Origin of the sequence: Tessaracoccus defluvii (genome assembly GCF_014489575.1) — a bacterium.
Lineage (GTDB): Bacteria > Actinomycetota > Actinomycetes > Propionibacteriales > Propionibacteriaceae > Arachnia > Arachnia defluvii.
The window spans coordinates 735,480-750,856 of record NZ_CP060789.1; the positions used below are offsets into that span (position 1 = coordinate 735,480).

At 70.3% G+C, this 15,377-nt stretch carries 15 protein-coding genes; 4 read left to right on the forward strand and 11 right to left on the reverse strand.

All coding sequences use genetic code 11. The annotated features are described in order from the left end of the window. Nucleotides 1-43: 43 nt before the first annotated feature. From H9L22_RS03405 to H9L22_RS03425, 5 genes are all read right to left on the reverse strand, one after another. Entirely contained in the window at nt 44-619 is a 576-nt protein-coding gene (locus tag H9L22_RS03405; RefSeq protein ID WP_187721594.1) for a recombinase family protein, read from the reverse strand. Between the two features lie 134 nt (nt 620-753). Beyond that, nucleotides 754-1,590 (reverse strand): hypothetical protein, encoded by an 837-nt coding sequence (locus H9L22_RS18455; protein ID WP_226966097.1) that lies wholly within the window; start codon nt 1,588-1,590, stop codon nt 754-756. 38 nt (nt 1,591-1,628) lie between these two features. Then, nucleotides 1,629-1,757, reverse strand: coding sequence for a ribbon-helix-helix protein, CopG family (locus H9L22_RS03415; RefSeq protein ID WP_187721595.1), 129 nt, complete (start codon nt 1,755-1,757; stop codon nt 1,629-1,631). A gap of 7 nt (nt 1,758-1,764) precedes the next feature. Continuing rightward, nucleotides 1,765-2,913, reverse strand: a complete 1,149-nt coding sequence (locus H9L22_RS03420) for a sensor histidine kinase (protein ID WP_187721596.1) — start codon at nt 2,911-2,913, stop codon at nt 1,765-1,767. 300 nt (nt 2,914-3,213) lie between these two features. Beyond that, a complete protein-coding gene (locus H9L22_RS03425) occupies nt 3,214-3,861 on the reverse strand; it encodes a response regulator (protein ID WP_187721597.1) in 648 nt (215 codons plus the stop codon). 77 nt (nt 3,862-3,938) lie between these two features. On the opposite strand from H9L22_RS03425, the gene rarD reads away from it, so the two are divergent. The 3 genes from rarD (at nt 3,939) to H9L22_RS03440 (ending at nt 7,987) form a co-directional block, all read left to right on the forward strand. Next, nucleotides 3,939-4,850 carry an EamA family transporter RarD gene (gene rarD, locus H9L22_RS03430; RefSeq protein WP_187721598.1) on the forward strand — a complete coding sequence of 304 codons (912 nt, stop codon included), beginning with the start codon at nt 3,939-3,941 and terminating at the stop codon, nt 4,848-4,850. 18 nt (nt 4,851-4,868) lie between these two features. Continuing rightward, nucleotides 4,869-6,467 carry an ABC-F family ATP-binding cassette domain-containing protein gene (locus tag H9L22_RS03435; protein ID WP_187721599.1) on the forward strand — a complete coding sequence of 533 codons (1,599 nt, stop codon included), beginning with the start codon at nt 4,869-4,871 and terminating at the stop codon, nt 6,465-6,467. Between the two features lie 92 nt (nt 6,468-6,559). Continuing rightward, nucleotides 6,560-7,987, forward strand: a complete 1,428-nt coding sequence (locus tag H9L22_RS03440) for a phosphoglucomutase/phosphomannomutase family protein (protein WP_187721600.1) — start codon at nt 6,560-6,562, stop codon at nt 7,985-7,987. Nucleotides 7,988-7,990: 3 nt separating this feature from the next. On the opposite strand, the gene H9L22_RS03445 is transcribed toward H9L22_RS03440, so the two are convergent. From H9L22_RS03445 to H9L22_RS03470, 6 genes are read right to left on the reverse strand one after another with little or no spacing between them, the layout of a single operon-like run. Beyond that, entirely contained in the window at nt 7,991-9,961 is a 1,971-nt protein-coding gene (locus tag H9L22_RS03445) for an alpha-glucosidase (protein ID WP_187721601.1), read from the reverse strand. Then, nucleotides 9,954-11,300 carry a glycoside-pentoside-hexuronide (GPH):cation symporter gene (locus tag H9L22_RS03450; protein WP_187721602.1) on the reverse strand — a complete coding sequence of 449 codons (1,347 nt, stop codon included), beginning with the start codon at nt 11,298-11,300 and terminating at the stop codon, nt 9,954-9,956. Before H9L22_RS03450 ends, H9L22_RS03445 begins: the two co-directional genes overlap by 8 nt. Then, a complete protein-coding gene (locus tag H9L22_RS03455) occupies nt 11,297-12,694 on the reverse strand; it encodes an AAA family ATPase (protein WP_187721603.1) in 1,398 nt (465 codons plus the stop codon). The genes H9L22_RS03450 and H9L22_RS03455 overlap by 4 nt, the downstream gene beginning before the upstream one ends. A 27-nt stretch (nt 12,695-12,721) precedes the next feature. Beyond that, nucleotides 12,722-13,504 carry a putative RNA methyltransferase gene (locus H9L22_RS03460; protein ID WP_187721604.1) on the reverse strand — a complete coding sequence of 261 codons (783 nt, stop codon included), beginning with the start codon at nt 13,502-13,504 and terminating at the stop codon, nt 12,722-12,724. Beyond that, on the reverse strand, nt 13,501-14,235 hold the full coding sequence (locus H9L22_RS03465; RefSeq protein ID WP_187721605.1) for an SURF1 family cytochrome oxidase biogenesis protein: 735 nt from the start codon (nt 14,233-14,235) through the stop codon (nt 13,501-13,503). The genes H9L22_RS03460 and H9L22_RS03465 overlap by 4 nt, the downstream gene beginning before the upstream one ends. Beyond that, complete coding sequence (locus H9L22_RS03470; RefSeq protein WP_187721606.1) at nt 14,232-14,549, reverse strand: DUF3099 domain-containing protein; 318 nt, start codon at nt 14,547-14,549, stop codon at nt 14,232-14,234. Before H9L22_RS03470 ends, H9L22_RS03465 begins: the two co-directional genes overlap by 4 nt. 100 nt (nt 14,550-14,649) lie before the next feature. Between H9L22_RS03470 and fabG the strand changes: the two genes are divergently transcribed. Further along, the gene (fabG, locus tag H9L22_RS03475) at nt 14,650-15,363 is read left to right on the forward strand and encodes a 3-oxoacyl-ACP reductase FabG (RefSeq protein WP_187721607.1); all 714 of its coding nucleotides are present in this window, start codon (nt 14,650-14,652) and stop codon (nt 15,361-15,363) included. Nucleotides 15,364-15,377 lie beyond the last annotated feature (14 nt).

Here is a 15,377-nt window from a genome sequence, read left to right on the forward strand (position 1 = left end):
GAAGCGATGGGAGAGTCCCCTCCTAGCGAGCAATTCTGCAGAATTACTCCTTACGAACCAACGCCCGATGAAGTGTCGACCGGTCAACCCCCAGCTGCGCAGCGATACGGGTCTTGGGAACGCCGGCGGCAATCAACTCGCGGGCCTCCTTGACCTGGTCCTGGGTGAGTACTCGCGCTCGCCCCTTGTACCGGCCCGCGGCGCGCGCAAGCCTGATCCCCTCTGCCTGCCGCTCACGGATCAGCGATCGCTCGAACTCCGCGAACGCGCCGAGCAGCTGCAGCATGAGCCTCGACGTCGACGCGCCCTCTCCCCCGGCATAGGTCACGGCCTCCTTCACGAACTCGACCGCCACACCCTTCGCCACGAACTCGTCAACGAGCTGCTGCAAGTCCACCAGGGACCGCGCCAGCCGATCCATCGACGCGACCCGCACCAGGTCCCCTTCGCGCACGTAAACCAGACAGGCACCGAGGCCCTCACGGTCCCTACGAGAGCCACCAGAGACCCGGTCCTCGAAGATCTTGTCCACGTTGCCGATCGCCTCCACCTGGCGAGCAGGGTTCTGATCCTGGCTCGACACCCGCACATACCCGACAACCTGGCCCTGTGGCGCCATCTCTAGACCTCGCTCACTTCTGTGGCAATAACCTCGCTGGGGACCCTACTGCACCGCTCGGACAGAACCGGCCAGGGCGACGCGTTGGGGTGTACTCCAACGCAACGAGTTGGGTTACGACCGTCGACGCAGGCTCATGCCCGCCGCCAGACCATCACCCGAGCGGTTGACGTCTTGAGCGGCGCGCCAGACGGGCCCTTGATGTACGGAGCGACCCACTGCAGCCGCCGCAGCAACCGGCCAGGACCGTGCGCCTGCTGAGTCCAATGCCCCCGCACCAGGTGCCGCACCGTGAGCCGACGACCGGATGCCTCTTCCTGCTCGACCTCGACATGACGTAGCGGCCGCAGGTCGATCACCGTCACCGTGGACGTCTGCGGCGTCTGCCGCTGCGCCGGCTGCCCGGTGCACGAGTCCAGGACGCGGCGCTGCGCCACGGTCGGGGTCATCATCATCGTCCAGCACGCCGCGACGAAACACATCAGCGACTCCACCCCCGGCGGCGAGTCCTCACCCGTCAGGAAGGGCAGGTCGCCGCCGATCTCCGCCCCGGGGATCGGTGCCACATACCGGAAGTCCGACACCAGTTGCTGCCACCGTGACGGGATCGACGACGGACGCGCCAGCAGCGTCACCTCGAGGTGACCGTCAGGCATCGTGCGCCAGTGCAGCGCATCGACCGGCACCGCTGGCACCCGCTCCGACAGCACGAGCGGCGGCAGCGGCACCTCGCACCCCAAGATCCCGTCCAGCGACGGCCTGTCCTGCGCGGTCACCCCAGGAATGTCGCGCGAGGCGTCCAGAGCGAGCTCCAGCATCGGCCCTGTCACCCAGTACAGGTCCGAGCGCCGCAGCCGCTCACGCCGCATGTCCTCGGCCCGCTCCGCCGCCCCGGCCAGGGATGCCAGCCGCTCCACCGCCACCGCCTCCCGCTCGCACGCGGCGAAAAGATCCTGCCTGATCGCCGGCATCAGCCGAGGCGACCAGCGAGCCTTCCGACTCACTGCCGTCAGGCCTTGCGGGCCAGCTCTGCGGCCACGACCTGCCGGACCCACTCGGCCCGCGACACGCCAGCCTCCGCAGCGGCACGGTCCATCTCGCTAAGCATCTCCGCTGGGACCAGGAGCTTGGTCGACACCGCGTCCTCAAGACCGGCCGCTCGTCGAAGTGCGGGCGTCGAAACCGTGCGGCAGCCGCACCTCGAGCCGCCAGGCCCCGTTCTTCAGCGTGGATTCGACGGTGCCACGGAACAGGGCGGCGCGCTCGCGTACCCCGATGAGGCCGAGTCCCGTGGGCCGGCGTCCCGGTCGCAGAACCGTGTCGTTGGTGAAGACGGCGACCACCGACTCCGGCGTCGAGCGGAGCTCGATGAGGCAGGTGGAGCCCTCGCGGGCGTACTTCAGCATGTTGTTGACGGCCTCCACCGCGATCTTCCCGAGCACCGCGGCACGCGCGGCCGAGATCGTCTCGATGTCGAAGACGAGGCGCCCGTCGAGGTGACCTGCCGTCAACCTGCCGAGCTGGCGATCGAGGAAGGCGGCGAGGGACTCGGCGTCCACGACATGGGTCTCCGGCAGCGGGCCTGCGTCCCTGGAGCGCAGCGTCGAGAGGATCTGGCGCAGATCCTGTGCCGCGGAACCGCATTCGTCGGCGATCTCCTGCAGCTGGTCGCGCATGCCGTCGGTGGCGTCGGGCTCCCAGGCGGCCATGTGGGCACGCATGGACGCGTGGGACAGGGTCTGGGCGACGGTGTCGTGCAGTTCGCGTGCGAGCTCGAGCCGCAGGTCGAGCAGCTGCCGCTCCGCGCGCTCCCGCTCCAGCTGGATGAGCGCCTCCGCCTTGTGCCAGAGGATGCCGGCGCCGACAGCGAGGGCGGCGAGCACCACCAGCACCGTGCTGCTGGCGATCAGTTCCTCGGTGGAGCGGCTGCTGTGCAGACCCTGGGTCACGAAGGCGGCGGAGCCGACGACGCCCAGAATCCACGGCCAGTACGTCAGCTGCAGCCTGACCGCCGCGAACACGTTGATCGCGAAGGAGAGGGCCGCCGGGCCGAGGTACTGCCCGGGAACCGAAAGAAGCGCAAGGAGCGCGCCGGCACTGATCGCGGCGGCGACACGCGGGAAGCGCCCGGACAGGGCGGCTCCCACGCAGACCGAGAGATTCAGGACCCAGGCGTGGGGAGGGGTCGGCAGACCGAGCATCGTGCCGATGACCAGCCCGAGGACCAGCAGGGCGAGGGCCGGTTCCAGCCAGACGGACGCCGGCCTCCGTGTCTGGTCGGGTTGGCCATCCATGGCGCGCAGTCTATAGAGCCGGCGCCCCTCCGGGCCGAATCGGGTCAGAAGCAGACGCGGAACAGGCGGCAGAGCCAGGTCGAAGTCGGCTTGAGGGTGTTGCGGACGGTCTGCGGTGCCACCGTCAGGGTGAGAAGGGCGCTGTAGGGGCGGCGTCAGCGAGAAGCTCGACCATTTCGGGGTTCCTTTCACTCGTACACCCAGAGGGTATGTACGGTGAGGGCGTCTGTGCACCCATGAACCGCCTGCGGGTCAACTTTCGGCGATAGTCGTGGCCGAAAGTTGACTTGTGTGTCGACTTCAGTCTTCGACGAGGCGCCACTGATAGGCCAGCGCTGCTAGCGCGGCACGGTTCGGGCGTTCGTAACGCAGCAGCAGCCGGCTGACGTAGGTCTTGATGGTGCCCACCGCCAAGTGCATCTCTTCCGCGATCTCGGCGTTGCTGAGGCCGCGTCCGATGAGGCCGAGGAGCTTCCGGTCGCCCGGGGAGAGGTCGGCCGGCGCGGCGGCCCTGTCGAGCGTGTCGCGCAACAGGCTGGCGACCAGCTTGGGTGAGACCAGCGCATCCCCGGAGTAGGCGCTGCGGATGCCGTGGATGATGAGGGCGGGAGAGTCGGTCTTGAGAAGGAAGCCCGAGGCTCCCACCTGGATCGCACGGGTCAGGGTCCTGTCGTCCCCCAGCGCGGTGAAGCACACGGCCTTCGCGTTGATGGGCGGCGACGTGACGCGGCGGGTCACTTCGATGCCGTCGAGACGGGGCATGTGGATGTCGACCAGCACGACGTCCGGGCGCAGTTCGGCCGCCATGGTGACGGCCTCCGCGCCGTCCGTGGCCATCCCGATGAGCGTGATGTCGGGTGTGCGGGACAGATAGTTGTCGACGGCGCGTCGCGCGAGCGGGTCGTCCTCGGCCAGCAGAACCCGGATCGGAGCATCGGCGTCAGTCATGCACGTCACCCTAGTGGGCGAGGTGTCACCGCGGCGCCCCGTCGCCGGTATCGCCCGGGCCGTCTAGGCTTCGGTGCGTGCGGGATGAACGGGCAGGGATCGGTTACGGCGTCGCTGCCTACGTCCTCTGGGGTGCGTTCCCCCTCTATTTCGTCCTGTTCGCCCGCTCGGGCCCGGTCGAGATCGTCGCCCACCGCGCGCTGTGGTCGCTGGGCTTCTGCGTGCTGCTGCTGGCGGGCACCAGGGGCTGGGCCTCGCTGCGGGAGGCGCTCGCCAACCGCAAGGTGGTCGGCGCGCTCGCGGTCGCGGGCGTGCTCATCGCAGTCAACTGGACGACCTATGTCTACGGCATCAGCGTCGGCAGGACACTGGACGCCGCGCTCGGCTACTTCATCAACCCTCTGGCCGTGGCCCTCCTCGGCATCCTCGTCCTCGGCGAGCGGCTCAGCCGGCTCCAATGGGTGGCGATGGGGTTGGGGGCGGCGGCCGTCGCCGTCCTCGTCGTCGGCTATGGCGACGTTCCCATCATCGCGCTCACGCTGGCTGTGTCGTTCGGCCTCTACTCGCTCGTGAAGAAAATGGCGGGGGCCTCGGTGGCACCCGTGCCGGGCCTGGCGATCGAAACCGCGGCGATCGCGCCCGTGGCGCTCGGCTACCTCGGGTGGTTGTCGGTCACCGGCCAGGCCACGATGGGCCCGCCGACTGCGTACTGGCTGCTGCTGGCGAGCACTGGCGTGGTGACGGCGGTGCCGTTGCTGCTGTTCGCGGCTGCGGCGCGGCGGGTGTCGATGGTGACCATCGCAATCCTCCAGTACCTCGCGCCGATCGGGCAGTTCCTGCTGGGGTGGCTGGTCTTCGACGAGCCCATGCCGCCTGCGCGGTGGGCCGGATTCGCGCTCGTCTGGGGCGCCGTGGCGGCCTTCGTCGTGGACGCCGTCATCCGCCAGCCGAGGCCGAGCGGCACCGGCGGGTTTGCCCGCAGGGCGTGACACGGGGAGACTGGGTCAGTGCTGCAGGTGAAGGACATCGAGGTGCGGGCCGCCGCCCGGCTACTGCTCGCCCCCATCAGTTTCCAGGTAATTCCGGGTGATCGCATCGGGCTGGTCGGGCGGAACGGGGCCGGTAAGACGACCCTCACTCGCATCCTGGCAGGTGAGGGGCTGCCCGCCGGAGGCACCGTCAACCGGTCCGGCCAGCTCGGCTATCTGCCCCAGGATCCCCGGTCCGGCGACCCCGAGCAGATCGCCCGCGACCGGGTGCTCGGGGCCCGCGGACTCGATCAGGCCATGCGCCGGATGCGTCGGGCCGAGGAGACCATGGCCACCGCGGGCGGATCCACCCGGCAGGAGGCGATGGACGCGTACTCCCGAGCCGAGGCGGCCTTCGTCGCGGCCGGCGGCTACGCCGCGGAGTCGGAGGCGGCCCGCATCGCCGCGAACCTCGGCCTTGCCGATCGGGTGCTCGGTCAGCCGCTCAAGACGCTCTCCGGTGGGCAGCGGCGCCGCATTGAGCTCGCCCGCATCCTGTTCTCCGATGCCGACACGCTGCTGCTCGACGAGCCCACCAACCACCTCGACGCCGACTCGGTCGTGTGGCTGCGGAGCTACCTGCAGACGTACCCCGGGGGCCTCATCGTCATCTCCCACGACACCGAGCTGCTCGACGCCGTCGTGAACAAGGTGTTCCACCTCGACGCCAACCGGGCAGAGCTCGACATCTACTCGATGAACTGGAAGCGCTACCTGGCCCAGCGGGAGACCGACGAGAAGCGTCGCAGACGTGAACTTGCCAACGCCGAACGCAAGGCCGGCCAGCTCATGGCGCAGGCCGACAAGATGCGGGCGAAGGCGACCAAAGCCGTCGCCGCCCAGAACATGGCCAAACGGGCCGAGAAGCTCCTGGCGGGCGTCGAGGGCGAGCGGGTGCAGGACCAGGTGGCCCGGATCCGGTTCCCCGAACCCGCCCCGTGCGGAAAGACCCCGCTGCGGGGCTTCGACCTCAGCAAATCGTACGGGTCGCTGGAGGTGTTCACCGCCGTCGACCTTGCCATCGACAAGGGCTCGAAGGTCGTCATCCTCGGGCTCAACGGCGCGGGAAAGACGACGATGCTGAGGATCCTCGCCGGCATCGAGGATCCCTCCTCAGGGCGGGTGGAACTCGGCCACGGCGCCCGCGTCGGCTACTACGCGCAGGAACACGAGACCCTCGAGGTCGCGCGCAGCGTGCTGGACAACATGAAGTCGTCGTCGCCGAACCTGAACGACACGGACGTGCGGAAGGTGCTCGGCTCGTTCCTGTTCAGCGGCGACGACGTCGAGAAGCCCGCCAAGGTCCTCTCCGGCGGCGAGAAGACGCGGCTGGCGCTGGCGATGCTCGTGGTGTCGGCGGCCAATGTGCTGCTGCTGGACGAGCCGACCAACAACCTGGACCCTGCCTCCCGGGCGGAGGTGCTCAACGCCATCCGCACCTACGCCGGCGCCGTCGTGCTGGTCACGCACGATCCCGGCGCCGTCGCCGCTCTGGAGCCCGACCGGGTGCTCGTGCTGCCGGACGGCGTCGAGGACCTGTGGTCGGACGACTACGCGGAGCTGGTCGATCTCGCCTGATCCGGCCGGACGATATGAGCAGATGATCAGTTTTTCTGCTCGATCGCTCGGCGAGGGGGGCGGCCCCGGGCGGCGGCGCCTAGGCTCAGGGTGTGGCACGAATCAGTTTTGGTACCGGTGGCTGGCGCGCGATCATCGGCGATGAGTTCATCCGCGCGAACGTGAGGCTGCTGGCTGCGGCCCTCGCCGAACGCATGCGTGACGAGGGCACGGCGGGCGAGGGGATCGTGATCGGGTACGACCGCCGCTTCCTCTCCGACGTCGCGGCCGAGTGGGCCGCGGAGGTGTTCGCCGGCTACGACATCCCCACCCGGGTGATCCGCGTCGCGCAGGCGCCGACCCCGCTGATCATGTGGACCGTCAAGGACCTCGACCTGCCGTACGGCATGGCCATCACCGCCTCCCACAACCCCGCCCTCTACAACGGCATCAAGGTCTTCACCCGCGGCGGCAAGGACGCGGACGAGGACGTGACGGGCGACGTCGAGCGCCGGATGGGCCTCCTGGAGGGGCCGACGGAGGACGAGATCCCCAGCGTCCCCTACGCGCGGGCGCTGTCGACCGGGGCCATCGAGGAGATCAACACCTTCAACGGCTACATCGACTCGATCATCGCGCAGGTGGACATGGAGGCGATCCGCAGCGCGGGTCTCAAGGTGGCGCTCGACCCGATGTTCGGTGTCTCGAAGACGTCGCTGCAGACCATCCTCATGACGGCGCGCGTCGACGTCGAGGTCATCAACGACCGCCACGACACCCTCTTCGGGGGCAGGCTGCCGTCGCCGACCACCCACACGCTGCAGGCGCTGAAGCGCTACGTGGTGGAGAACGGCTGCGACCTCGGCATCGCGACCGACGGCGACGCCGACCGCATCGGCATCATCGACGACCTCGGCAACTTCCTGCACCCGAACCAGCTCCTGGTGATCCTCTACTGGTACCTGCTGCAGTACAAGGGCTGGACGGGCCCCGTGGTCCGCAACGTGGCCACCACCTCGCTCCTCGACGACCTGGCCGCCCGTTTCGGCGAGCAGGCCTACGAGGTGCCCGTCGGCTTCAAGTGGATCTCGGGCAAGATGCTGGAGACCGACGCGATCATCGGCGGCGAGTCCTCGGGCGGCCTGACGGTGCGCGGCCACATCGCAGGCAAGGACGGCATCTACGCCGCGGCGCTGCTGGTGGAGATGATCGCCGTCGTCGGCAAACCCATGAGCCAGATCTACGCCGAGATCACGGGCCAGTTCGACCCGCACTACATGGCCGAGACGGACTTCGCGTTCGATCCAGAGCGCAAGCCCGAGATCCTTGACACGCTCATGGTGCGGCGCGAACTGCCCGCCTTCAGTGAGCCGGTGGTCAGGACCTCCTACGAGGACGGCTGCAAGGTCTACTTCGCCGACGGCTGGATCATCGCGCGCTTCTCGGGCACCGAGCCCCTGCTGCGGATCTTCTGCGAACTGCCGACGCAGGAGCGGGCCGAGCGCTGCTGCGACGAGTTCCGGGCGTTCCTGGGGCTCTGAGGCTCAGCGCCCTGGCCGCACCCGGCCGACCGTCGCCGCCCACGGCGCCATCGTCTCCGTCCTCGGTCCCCCGAGCAGCGGCTCCACGTGGCCGTCGAAGCGGGGACGGTGCAGCGGCCGGGGCGTGATGTTGCACTCGATGAGGAACCGGTCGTCGCCGAGGAACCGCTCGTAGGCGAGGTAGCCGCGCCGCTCCGGCCGCACCCAGCGGATCCCGCCGGCCGTCAGAGCCCGGTTGGCCCTGCGCAGCCGGATCAGGTCGCGGTGCCAGGAGTAGACGGAGTCGGGGTCGGCCGCCTGCTCCTGGGCGCTGAACCCCGTCGCGCGATCGGTCCCCGCCAGCCACGGCTCCCCGGTGGTGAACCCGCCGTCGGGGGTCCACCGCATGGGCACCCGGGCGTGGTCGCGGGTGCCGGCCAGGATCTCCGCCCACGCCTCCGCCGCACCCCGCCCCTCCGCGAGCAGCGAGGCGTACCGGTTGAGGGTCTCCACGTCACGCATCTGCGCCGGGCCGCTGAAGGCCTGGTCCACCGCGGCCAGTTCCTGTCCCTGGAACAGGAACGGCGTGCCGCGCATCGTCAGCTGGATCGTCGCGAGCAGCTTGCCGACCGCGGTGCGCACGTCCGGGTCCGACTCGGCGCCTCCGGCGAACTTGCTCAGCATCCGCGGGTTGTCATGGTTGTCGAAGAAGACGGCGAGCCAGTCGGCGTCCGTGAGCCGCGACGAGTAGCCGAGGAAGTAGCGCTTGAGGTATTCGGGGTCGTAGCGGTACGCGTCCCAGCGCGTGTGCCCCGGCGTGTCCAGCACGTCGAAGTTGAACACCAGGTCGAGCCGGTCCTGCCCGGCCGCGCTCAGCATCCGGCCCAGCTCGACGCCGATGCCTGGCGTCTCGCCGACCATGACGCCCACCTCGTCGGGGGGCAGCGGATCGCCGAGGGTGCCGTCGGGCAGCCGTCGCCGCGGGGTCGAGGCGGGCGCCGTCCGGCGGGTGAAGCCGTCGCGGCGCAGCCCCTCCAGGAACTCGCCGAGCCGCGGGCCGTAGAAGTACGTCTCGACGCCGGTGAACTCCATCAACTGCCCCACGAAGGCGTTGCCGTCCGGGAGGCCCTCGGGCTTGGAGATGTAGTTGATGACGTCGAGGCGGAACCCGTCGATGCCGCGATCGAGCCACCAGGCGACGATGTCGGCCACCTCGCGACGGACGGCGGGGGTGTCCCACCGCAGGTCCATCTGGCCGGGCGCGAACAGGTGCAACGCCCACCGCTCGATCTCGGGAAGCCAGCGCCACGCGGAGCCGGAGAAGAACGAGAGCCAGTTGTTCGGCGGCGCGTCGGGGGTGCCCTCGACGAGGAAGTAGTACCGGCCGTACGGTCCGTCGGGGTCGGCGACGGCGCGGCGGAACCACTCGTGCTCCGCCGAGGTGTGGTTGACGACCAGGTCGAGGATGATCCGCATGCCCCGCTCGTGGCAGCCGGCGATGAGTTCGTCGACGTCGGCGAGGGTGCCCATCTCCGCCATGACGGCGCGGTAGTCGCGCACGTCGTAGCCCATGTCCTCGTTGGGGGAGTCGAAGATGGGCGACAGCCACAGGCAGTCGACGCCGAGGTCGGCCAGGTGGTCGAGATGGTCGATGATGCCGCGCAGGTCGCCGACGCCGTCGCCGTCCGAGTCGGCGAAGGAACGGGGGTAGACCTGGTAGAAGACAGCCTCCCGCCACCAGGGCGACTCCGCGGGCGCGTCGACCGGGGGAGCGCCCGGCTCGGTGTTGGCCAGGGAGATGACCGCGTCGACCAGCCCCGGCCCGGCGAAGCGGCTGGCGAGCCGGTCGACGACGCCGAGCGGCAGCCCGCCGACGGCACGGACCAGGCCCTTCGGCAGGCCGGTCTGCAGCAGCAGCTTGTCGAGCGCGTCACGGCCCGTCGGGGTGGCGTAGACGTCGCGGATCCTGCTCGACCGCGTCAACGGTTCAGGCATCGGCCCTCCTCCTGGTGAGTTCCGCGAGGATGGCGGCGTAGCGCTCCTCGTCGAGCACGTACTTTGCCCGCATCACCAGGTAGCTGACGACCACGAGCAGCATGGGGACCACCATCATCGACATCCGGAACAGCCAGGCGTGGCCGGGCGTGACGTCCGCCGCCGACGTCGCCGTGTCCAGTCCGGTCCACAGGACAGTGGCGCCCACGACGGCGACCGCGAAGGCGTTGCTCAGCTTGTAGATGAACGGCTGGATCGAGAAAGTGACCGACTCGTTGCGGCGGCCGAGCTTCAGCTCGCCGTACTCGACGCTGTCGGCGATGAACATCACCATGAGCAGCTGGATCATGCCCTGCCCGGAGAACAGGAGGACCCCGGCCACCCCCGTCACCGGCAGCGAGGTGCCGGCGAACAGGAAGACGACGTAGCCCGCCGCCATGAGGGCGCTGGCGAGCAGGTGGATCTGGCCGCGCCGCAGCCGCTTCGAGATGAGCGGGAAGCAGACGAGCGCCGTGATCTGCGCGACGGCGAGGATGGCGGCGAAGATCGAGTAGGCGCCCTCGTCGCCGACGATGTACTTGAAGTAGTAGACGCCCAGCGACGTGGTGATGCCGTAGCCCGTCATGAACAGCACCATCGACAGCGTCACCCAGAGCAGCTGGTCGTTGCGGCCGATGACGCCGAACAGTTCGAGGACGCGGGTGCGCTCCGGCTCCTTGGCCGTGACCTGCTCCTTGGCGAAGATCAGCGTGATGGCCTGGAAGGCCAGCATGACGACCGCCAGCACGCACACGACGGCGAACCAGGCGGCCTCGTCGGAGCCCAGGACGGGTGCCAGCGCGCTGGTCACCGGCAGGATGCCCACGACGACGGCGAAGAGCCCGATGTTGGCGCAGATGCGGGCGACGGCGCCGACGCGCTCCCGCTCCGCCTGGTCCTCCGTCAGCGCGGGCAGCATCGACCAGAAGGAGATGTCGTTGATCGTGTACGACACCTCGTAGACGAGGTACACCACGGTGAACAGCACGACGTAGCCCCAGCCGCGGACGCCGAGGTCGGCGAACATCAGCAGGCTCGCCCCCGCCCAGGCCACCGCGCCGAGCAGGATCCAGGGCTTGAACTTGCCCCACCGGCTGCGGGTGTTGTCGACGACGACGCCCATGAACGGGTCGTTGACGGCGTCGAAGATCCGCATCGCGACCATGACGCCGCTGATGGCCGCGAACTGGGCGCCCGAGATGTCGAGGACGTCGCTCAGGTAGAACATGAGGAACATCGACACCAGCGCGGCGAGGCCGTCGCGCCCGAGCGTGCCCAGCCCGAAGGCCCAGCGGTTCATGCGTCGTCGCCGTACGGGGTGGGGTCCTGGAAGCCGGTGATGAGCTTGGCCGACAGCTTCTCCTGCTCGTCGAGGAGGGAGGCCAGCGCCGCGTGCAGGTGCGGGTCGGCCGGCGCGACCTCCGCCTCTGCGGCGATCAGCACCGCGCGGCGCATCAGTTCCTTGAAGAACGACGCCGTCCGCGCGTCGCTGCGATGGGCCACCTCGTCCAGGGCGGCATCCGTGAAGGGCACCGCGCCCCGGTACAACTCCAGCAGCCGGCGGCGCTCCCGCTCACCGGGCAGCGGGATCTCGACGGCGAGGTCGACGCGCCCCGGCCGCTGCGCGAGCGCCTCCTCCAGCACGTCGACCCGGTTCGTGGTCAGCAGGAACGCGACGTCAGCGTCGGAGTCGAGCCCGTCGAGGGCGTCGAGCACCTCGAACAGCAGCGGGCGGGCGCCCGCCCCGAAGCCGCGGTCCATCGCCACCAGGTCGCAGTCCTCGAGGACGACGATGGAGGGCTGCAGGTTGCGGGCCATGGCGGCGGCCAGTCCCACCAGCGACAGGGTCTCCCCGTGCAGCACGAACACCGTGTGGCCGGTGGTGGCGCCCAGCAGGTGCCGGACCGTGTGGGTCTTGCCCGTGCCGGGCGGCCCGTAGAGGAGGACGCCGCGTTTCAGGTGCTGCCCCCAGCGGCGCAGCGCCTCGGCGTGCGCGGCGATGCCGGTGACGTGCCCGGTGATCCGCTCCAGCAGCCCCTCCGGCAGCACCACGTCGGAGGCGGGAAGGTCGGGGCGCGGCAGGAAACGGTAGCCGTCGCCCTCACCCTCGAAGCCGATCAGGTCGAGCGTGATCACGTTGCCCCGGAGCACGGAGTGCTCGGTGGCGAGCCGCCCGACCTCCTCGATGAGTTCGCCGGCCAGTTCGGTGTCGGGGGAGAGCACCTCCAGCACCGCCACCCCGGTGCCGGTCAGCTGGTTGCGGCGTCGCTGCAGCACGGCCACCGGCACGTCGCGGTACCGGAACAGCCGCAGCCCCAGAGCGATGGCGCGGCGCGTGGAGTCGGGGCCGGTCGGCACGTTGGCCCAGTCGACCGGCCCGGTCGGCAGCCTCGCCCAGGGGGAGGACACCATGTCGGCCAGCGACATGTGCTGGCGCTGATCGCCGCCGCCGATGCCGAGCAGCTGCGCGTCGGGGCCGGCGAGGAGCTCGAGGGCGACGTCGTAGTCGGCGTAGCGGTGGTGGGGCACCTCGCGGGCCACCGTCGACATGGAGCCGGCGCTGGCGCCGAGGAAGCCGCTGAGCGCGTCGGAGAGCTGGGGCAGGGCACCCGTGGGCGCGGCGGAGGCCGCCAGCTCGTTGAGGCGTTGGAAGGCGGCGAGGAACCCGCGCAGATCATCGGCGTCGACACTCATGGCCACACCCTAGGGGGTGGCGGGGCGTCAGCGGCGGAGCGTCACGACGTCGACGGCGACGGTGACGCTGGCGGCCTCTGGGGCGGCCGGGACGGTGTGGAACGCGTTGGGGCCCATGGCGATCAGGTCGGCGACCTGATCTCCGGTGAGGTCCAGCCGGTAGCGGACCTCCTCGACGTCGGCGCTCCACGCCGGCCACGCCGCGGCGATCGCGGCCGCCTTGTCGCCAGGAACGTCGAGCAACCCATGGCGGGAGCGGAGCTCGCCGAGATGCTCGGCGGCCGGGACGGCGACGACGAGGCGCCCCGTCGGGGCGAGGAGCCGGTCGAACTCCGCCGGGTTGCGCGGGGCGAACACGCACAGCAGGGCGTCGACGGCCCCGTCGGGTAACGGCAGCCCCGCCCAGGTGTCGGCCACGACGGCGGCGGCGCGCGGATGACAGCGGGCGGCCCTTCTGGCGGCGGCGGGGGAGACGTCGGTGGCCAGCCCCTCCGCGTCCGGGGCGGCGTCGAGCGCGGCGGCCAGGTAGTGGCCGGTGCCGGCCCCGACCTCGAGGATCCGCCGTGCCCCCGCGGCGCCGCGGGCGACCGCGGCGGCGATGGGCGCGTAGTGTCCGCCGCCCAGGAACCGGTCGCGGGCGGCGACCATGGCCGGGGTGTCGGCGTTGGCGGGGGCTGCGTGCCCCAGGAGGTTCACGTACCCCTGCCGGGCGATGTCGAAGCTGTGGCGGGCCGGGCAGACGAGCGCGCCGTCACGCCGGCTCAGCGGGGCGCCGCACCGCGGGCAGACGAGCCAGCCCAGCGCGCTCACGCGGCGGCCTTCGCGCTCGCCTTCCGCCGGTCGCGGATGTCGGCGCGCACCAGCACGCCGACGCCGATGACGCCGACGACGGTGAAGGCGAACCACTGCAGCGCGTAGCTGAGGTGTGGGCCCTCGCTGAGATCGGGCGGGGGTACCGGCGTGAGTCCGCCGACATCCGCCGGGGTCGATTCGCTGAGCGCGATGAACCCGTCGAGGAGGTCGAGCCCGAGGCTCTGTCCCAGCGCCTCGGAGCTGATGAGACGGATCTGCCCCTCGTGCGGCTCCATGGCGATGGAGTCGCCGCGCTCGTTGCGGCGCACGTAGCCCGTGACGGTGACCTCGCCGGGCGTGACGGCGGGCACGTCGCCGTCGGGGCGCGAACCCTCCCGTTGCAGGAAGCCACGGTCGACCAGCAGGTGGTCGCCAGCGTCGGTCTGCAGCACGGCCACCACCTCACTGCCGTAGGCGCCGTCGAGGGAGCGGTAGCGGACCTGGAACTGCTCGGGCAGGTAGGTGCCGGTCGCCGTGACCTGGAACCACTGGTCGTCGTCGCCGATGGGGCCACCCATCACCTGTCCATAGGGCTGGACCGGCATGTCGCGGTGGGCGACGACGATCGCGTTGGCGGCCCTGCGCTCGTCGAGGCGGGACAACTGCCAGCGGCCGAGCATCACGAACGTGACGGCGAGGACGGTCGCCAGCACCCCGAGTGCGATCCAGCGTCTTGCTTGACGGCTCAACGCTCGTCCTCCTCGATGGTTCCCGGCAGTACCTCGCCGGCGGGTAGGGCAGGCCTGTCCGCGCCGTCCTCCGGTGGGAGGGTGGCGGGCGGCCGGTGGTCCACATTGTTGGCCAGGAGCACGGCGATGGCCGGCAGCACCGCCGCGGCGATGAGCGTGGCGACCTTCCACCAGCCGGGCACGATGAGGAAGGCGATGAAGCACGCGGTGCGGACCGCCATCGTCAGGATGTAGCGACGCTGTCGCTCCTCCAGGTCGAGGCTGTGGCTGCGACCGGCGGTGGTGATCAGAGCGGCATCCCTGCTCTTCGGCATGCGTCCAGCTTAGTCCGGTGCGCCACAGCCTCGCGCCTCGTCGTTTCGCAGGAACGGGCGATGCGACGGGAAGGTCCCAGGCCTGCGGTAGGTTGTCGCCGTGTCGAATGCATCTCGTGTTGTCCTGGTCACCGGTGGCTCGAAGGGGATCGGTCGCACCATGGCCGAGGCCTTCCGCGACGCGGGGTACCGTGTCGCCGCGACCTACCGTTCCGGTGGCGTCCCTGACGGTGTCCTGGGCGTCGCCTGCGACATCACCGACCAGGGGCAGGTGGACCACGCGTTCGACACAGTCGAGGCCGAACTGGGCCCCGTCGAGATCCTCGTCGCCAACGCGGGCGTCACGAAGGACACGCTCCTCATGCGGATGTCGGACGACGATTGGCAGCAGGTCATCGACACCAACCTCACCGGCACCTTCCGGGTGGTGCGCCGCGCCAGCCGCCCGATGATGCGGGGCCGCTTCGGCCGCGTCATCCTCATCTCCTCGGTCGTCGGCCTGCTCGGCTCGGCGGGGCAGCTCAACTACGCGGCGTCGAAGTCGGCGCTGATCGGCATGGCCCGCAGCCTCACCCGCGAGCTGGGCAGCCGCAACGTCACAGCCAACGTCATCGCTCCCGGCTTCATCGCCACCGACATGACGGCCGTGCTCGACGAGGCGACGATCGCCGACTACACCCGGCGGATCCCCGCCGGCAGGCTCGGCGCCGTCGACGACGTTGCCGCGGCCGCGCTCTACCTGGCCAGCGACGCCGCAGGCTACGTCTCCGGCGCCGTGCTGCCGGTCGACGGCGGCCTCGGCATGGGCCACTGACACCCCACGATCCC

Bases quoted from the DNA above. Each gene is read 5' to 3' on its own strand.
- H9L22_RS03405 (WP_187721594.1), bottom strand. From the start codon at position 619: ATGGCGCCACAGGGCCAGGTTGTCGGGTATGTGCGGGTGTCGAGCCAG.
- H9L22_RS18455 (WP_226966097.1), bottom strand. From the start codon at position 1,590: ATGCCGGCGATCAGGCAGGATCTTTTCGCCGCGTGCGAGCGGGAGGCG.
- H9L22_RS03420 (WP_187721596.1), bottom strand. From the start codon at position 2,913: ATGGATGGCCAACCCGACCAGACACGGAGGCCGGCGTCCGTCTGGCTG.
- H9L22_RS03425 (WP_187721597.1), bottom strand. From the start codon at position 3,861: ATGACTGACGCCGATGCTCCGATCCGGGTTCTGCTGGCCGAGGACGAC.
- H9L22_RS03445 (WP_187721601.1), bottom strand. From the start codon at position 9,961: ATGCCTGAACCGTTGACGCGGTCGAGCAGGATCCGCGACGTCTACGCC.
- H9L22_RS03450 (WP_187721602.1), bottom strand. From the start codon at position 11,300: ATGAACCGCTGGGCCTTCGGGCTGGGCACGCTCGGGCGCGACGGCCTC.
- H9L22_RS03455 (WP_187721603.1), bottom strand. From the start codon at position 12,694: ATGAGTGTCGACGCCGATGATCTGCGCGGGTTCCTCGCCGCCTTCCAA.
- H9L22_RS03470 (WP_187721606.1), bottom strand. From the start codon at position 14,549: ATGCCGAAGAGCAGGGATGCCGCTCTGATCACCACCGCCGGTCGCAGC.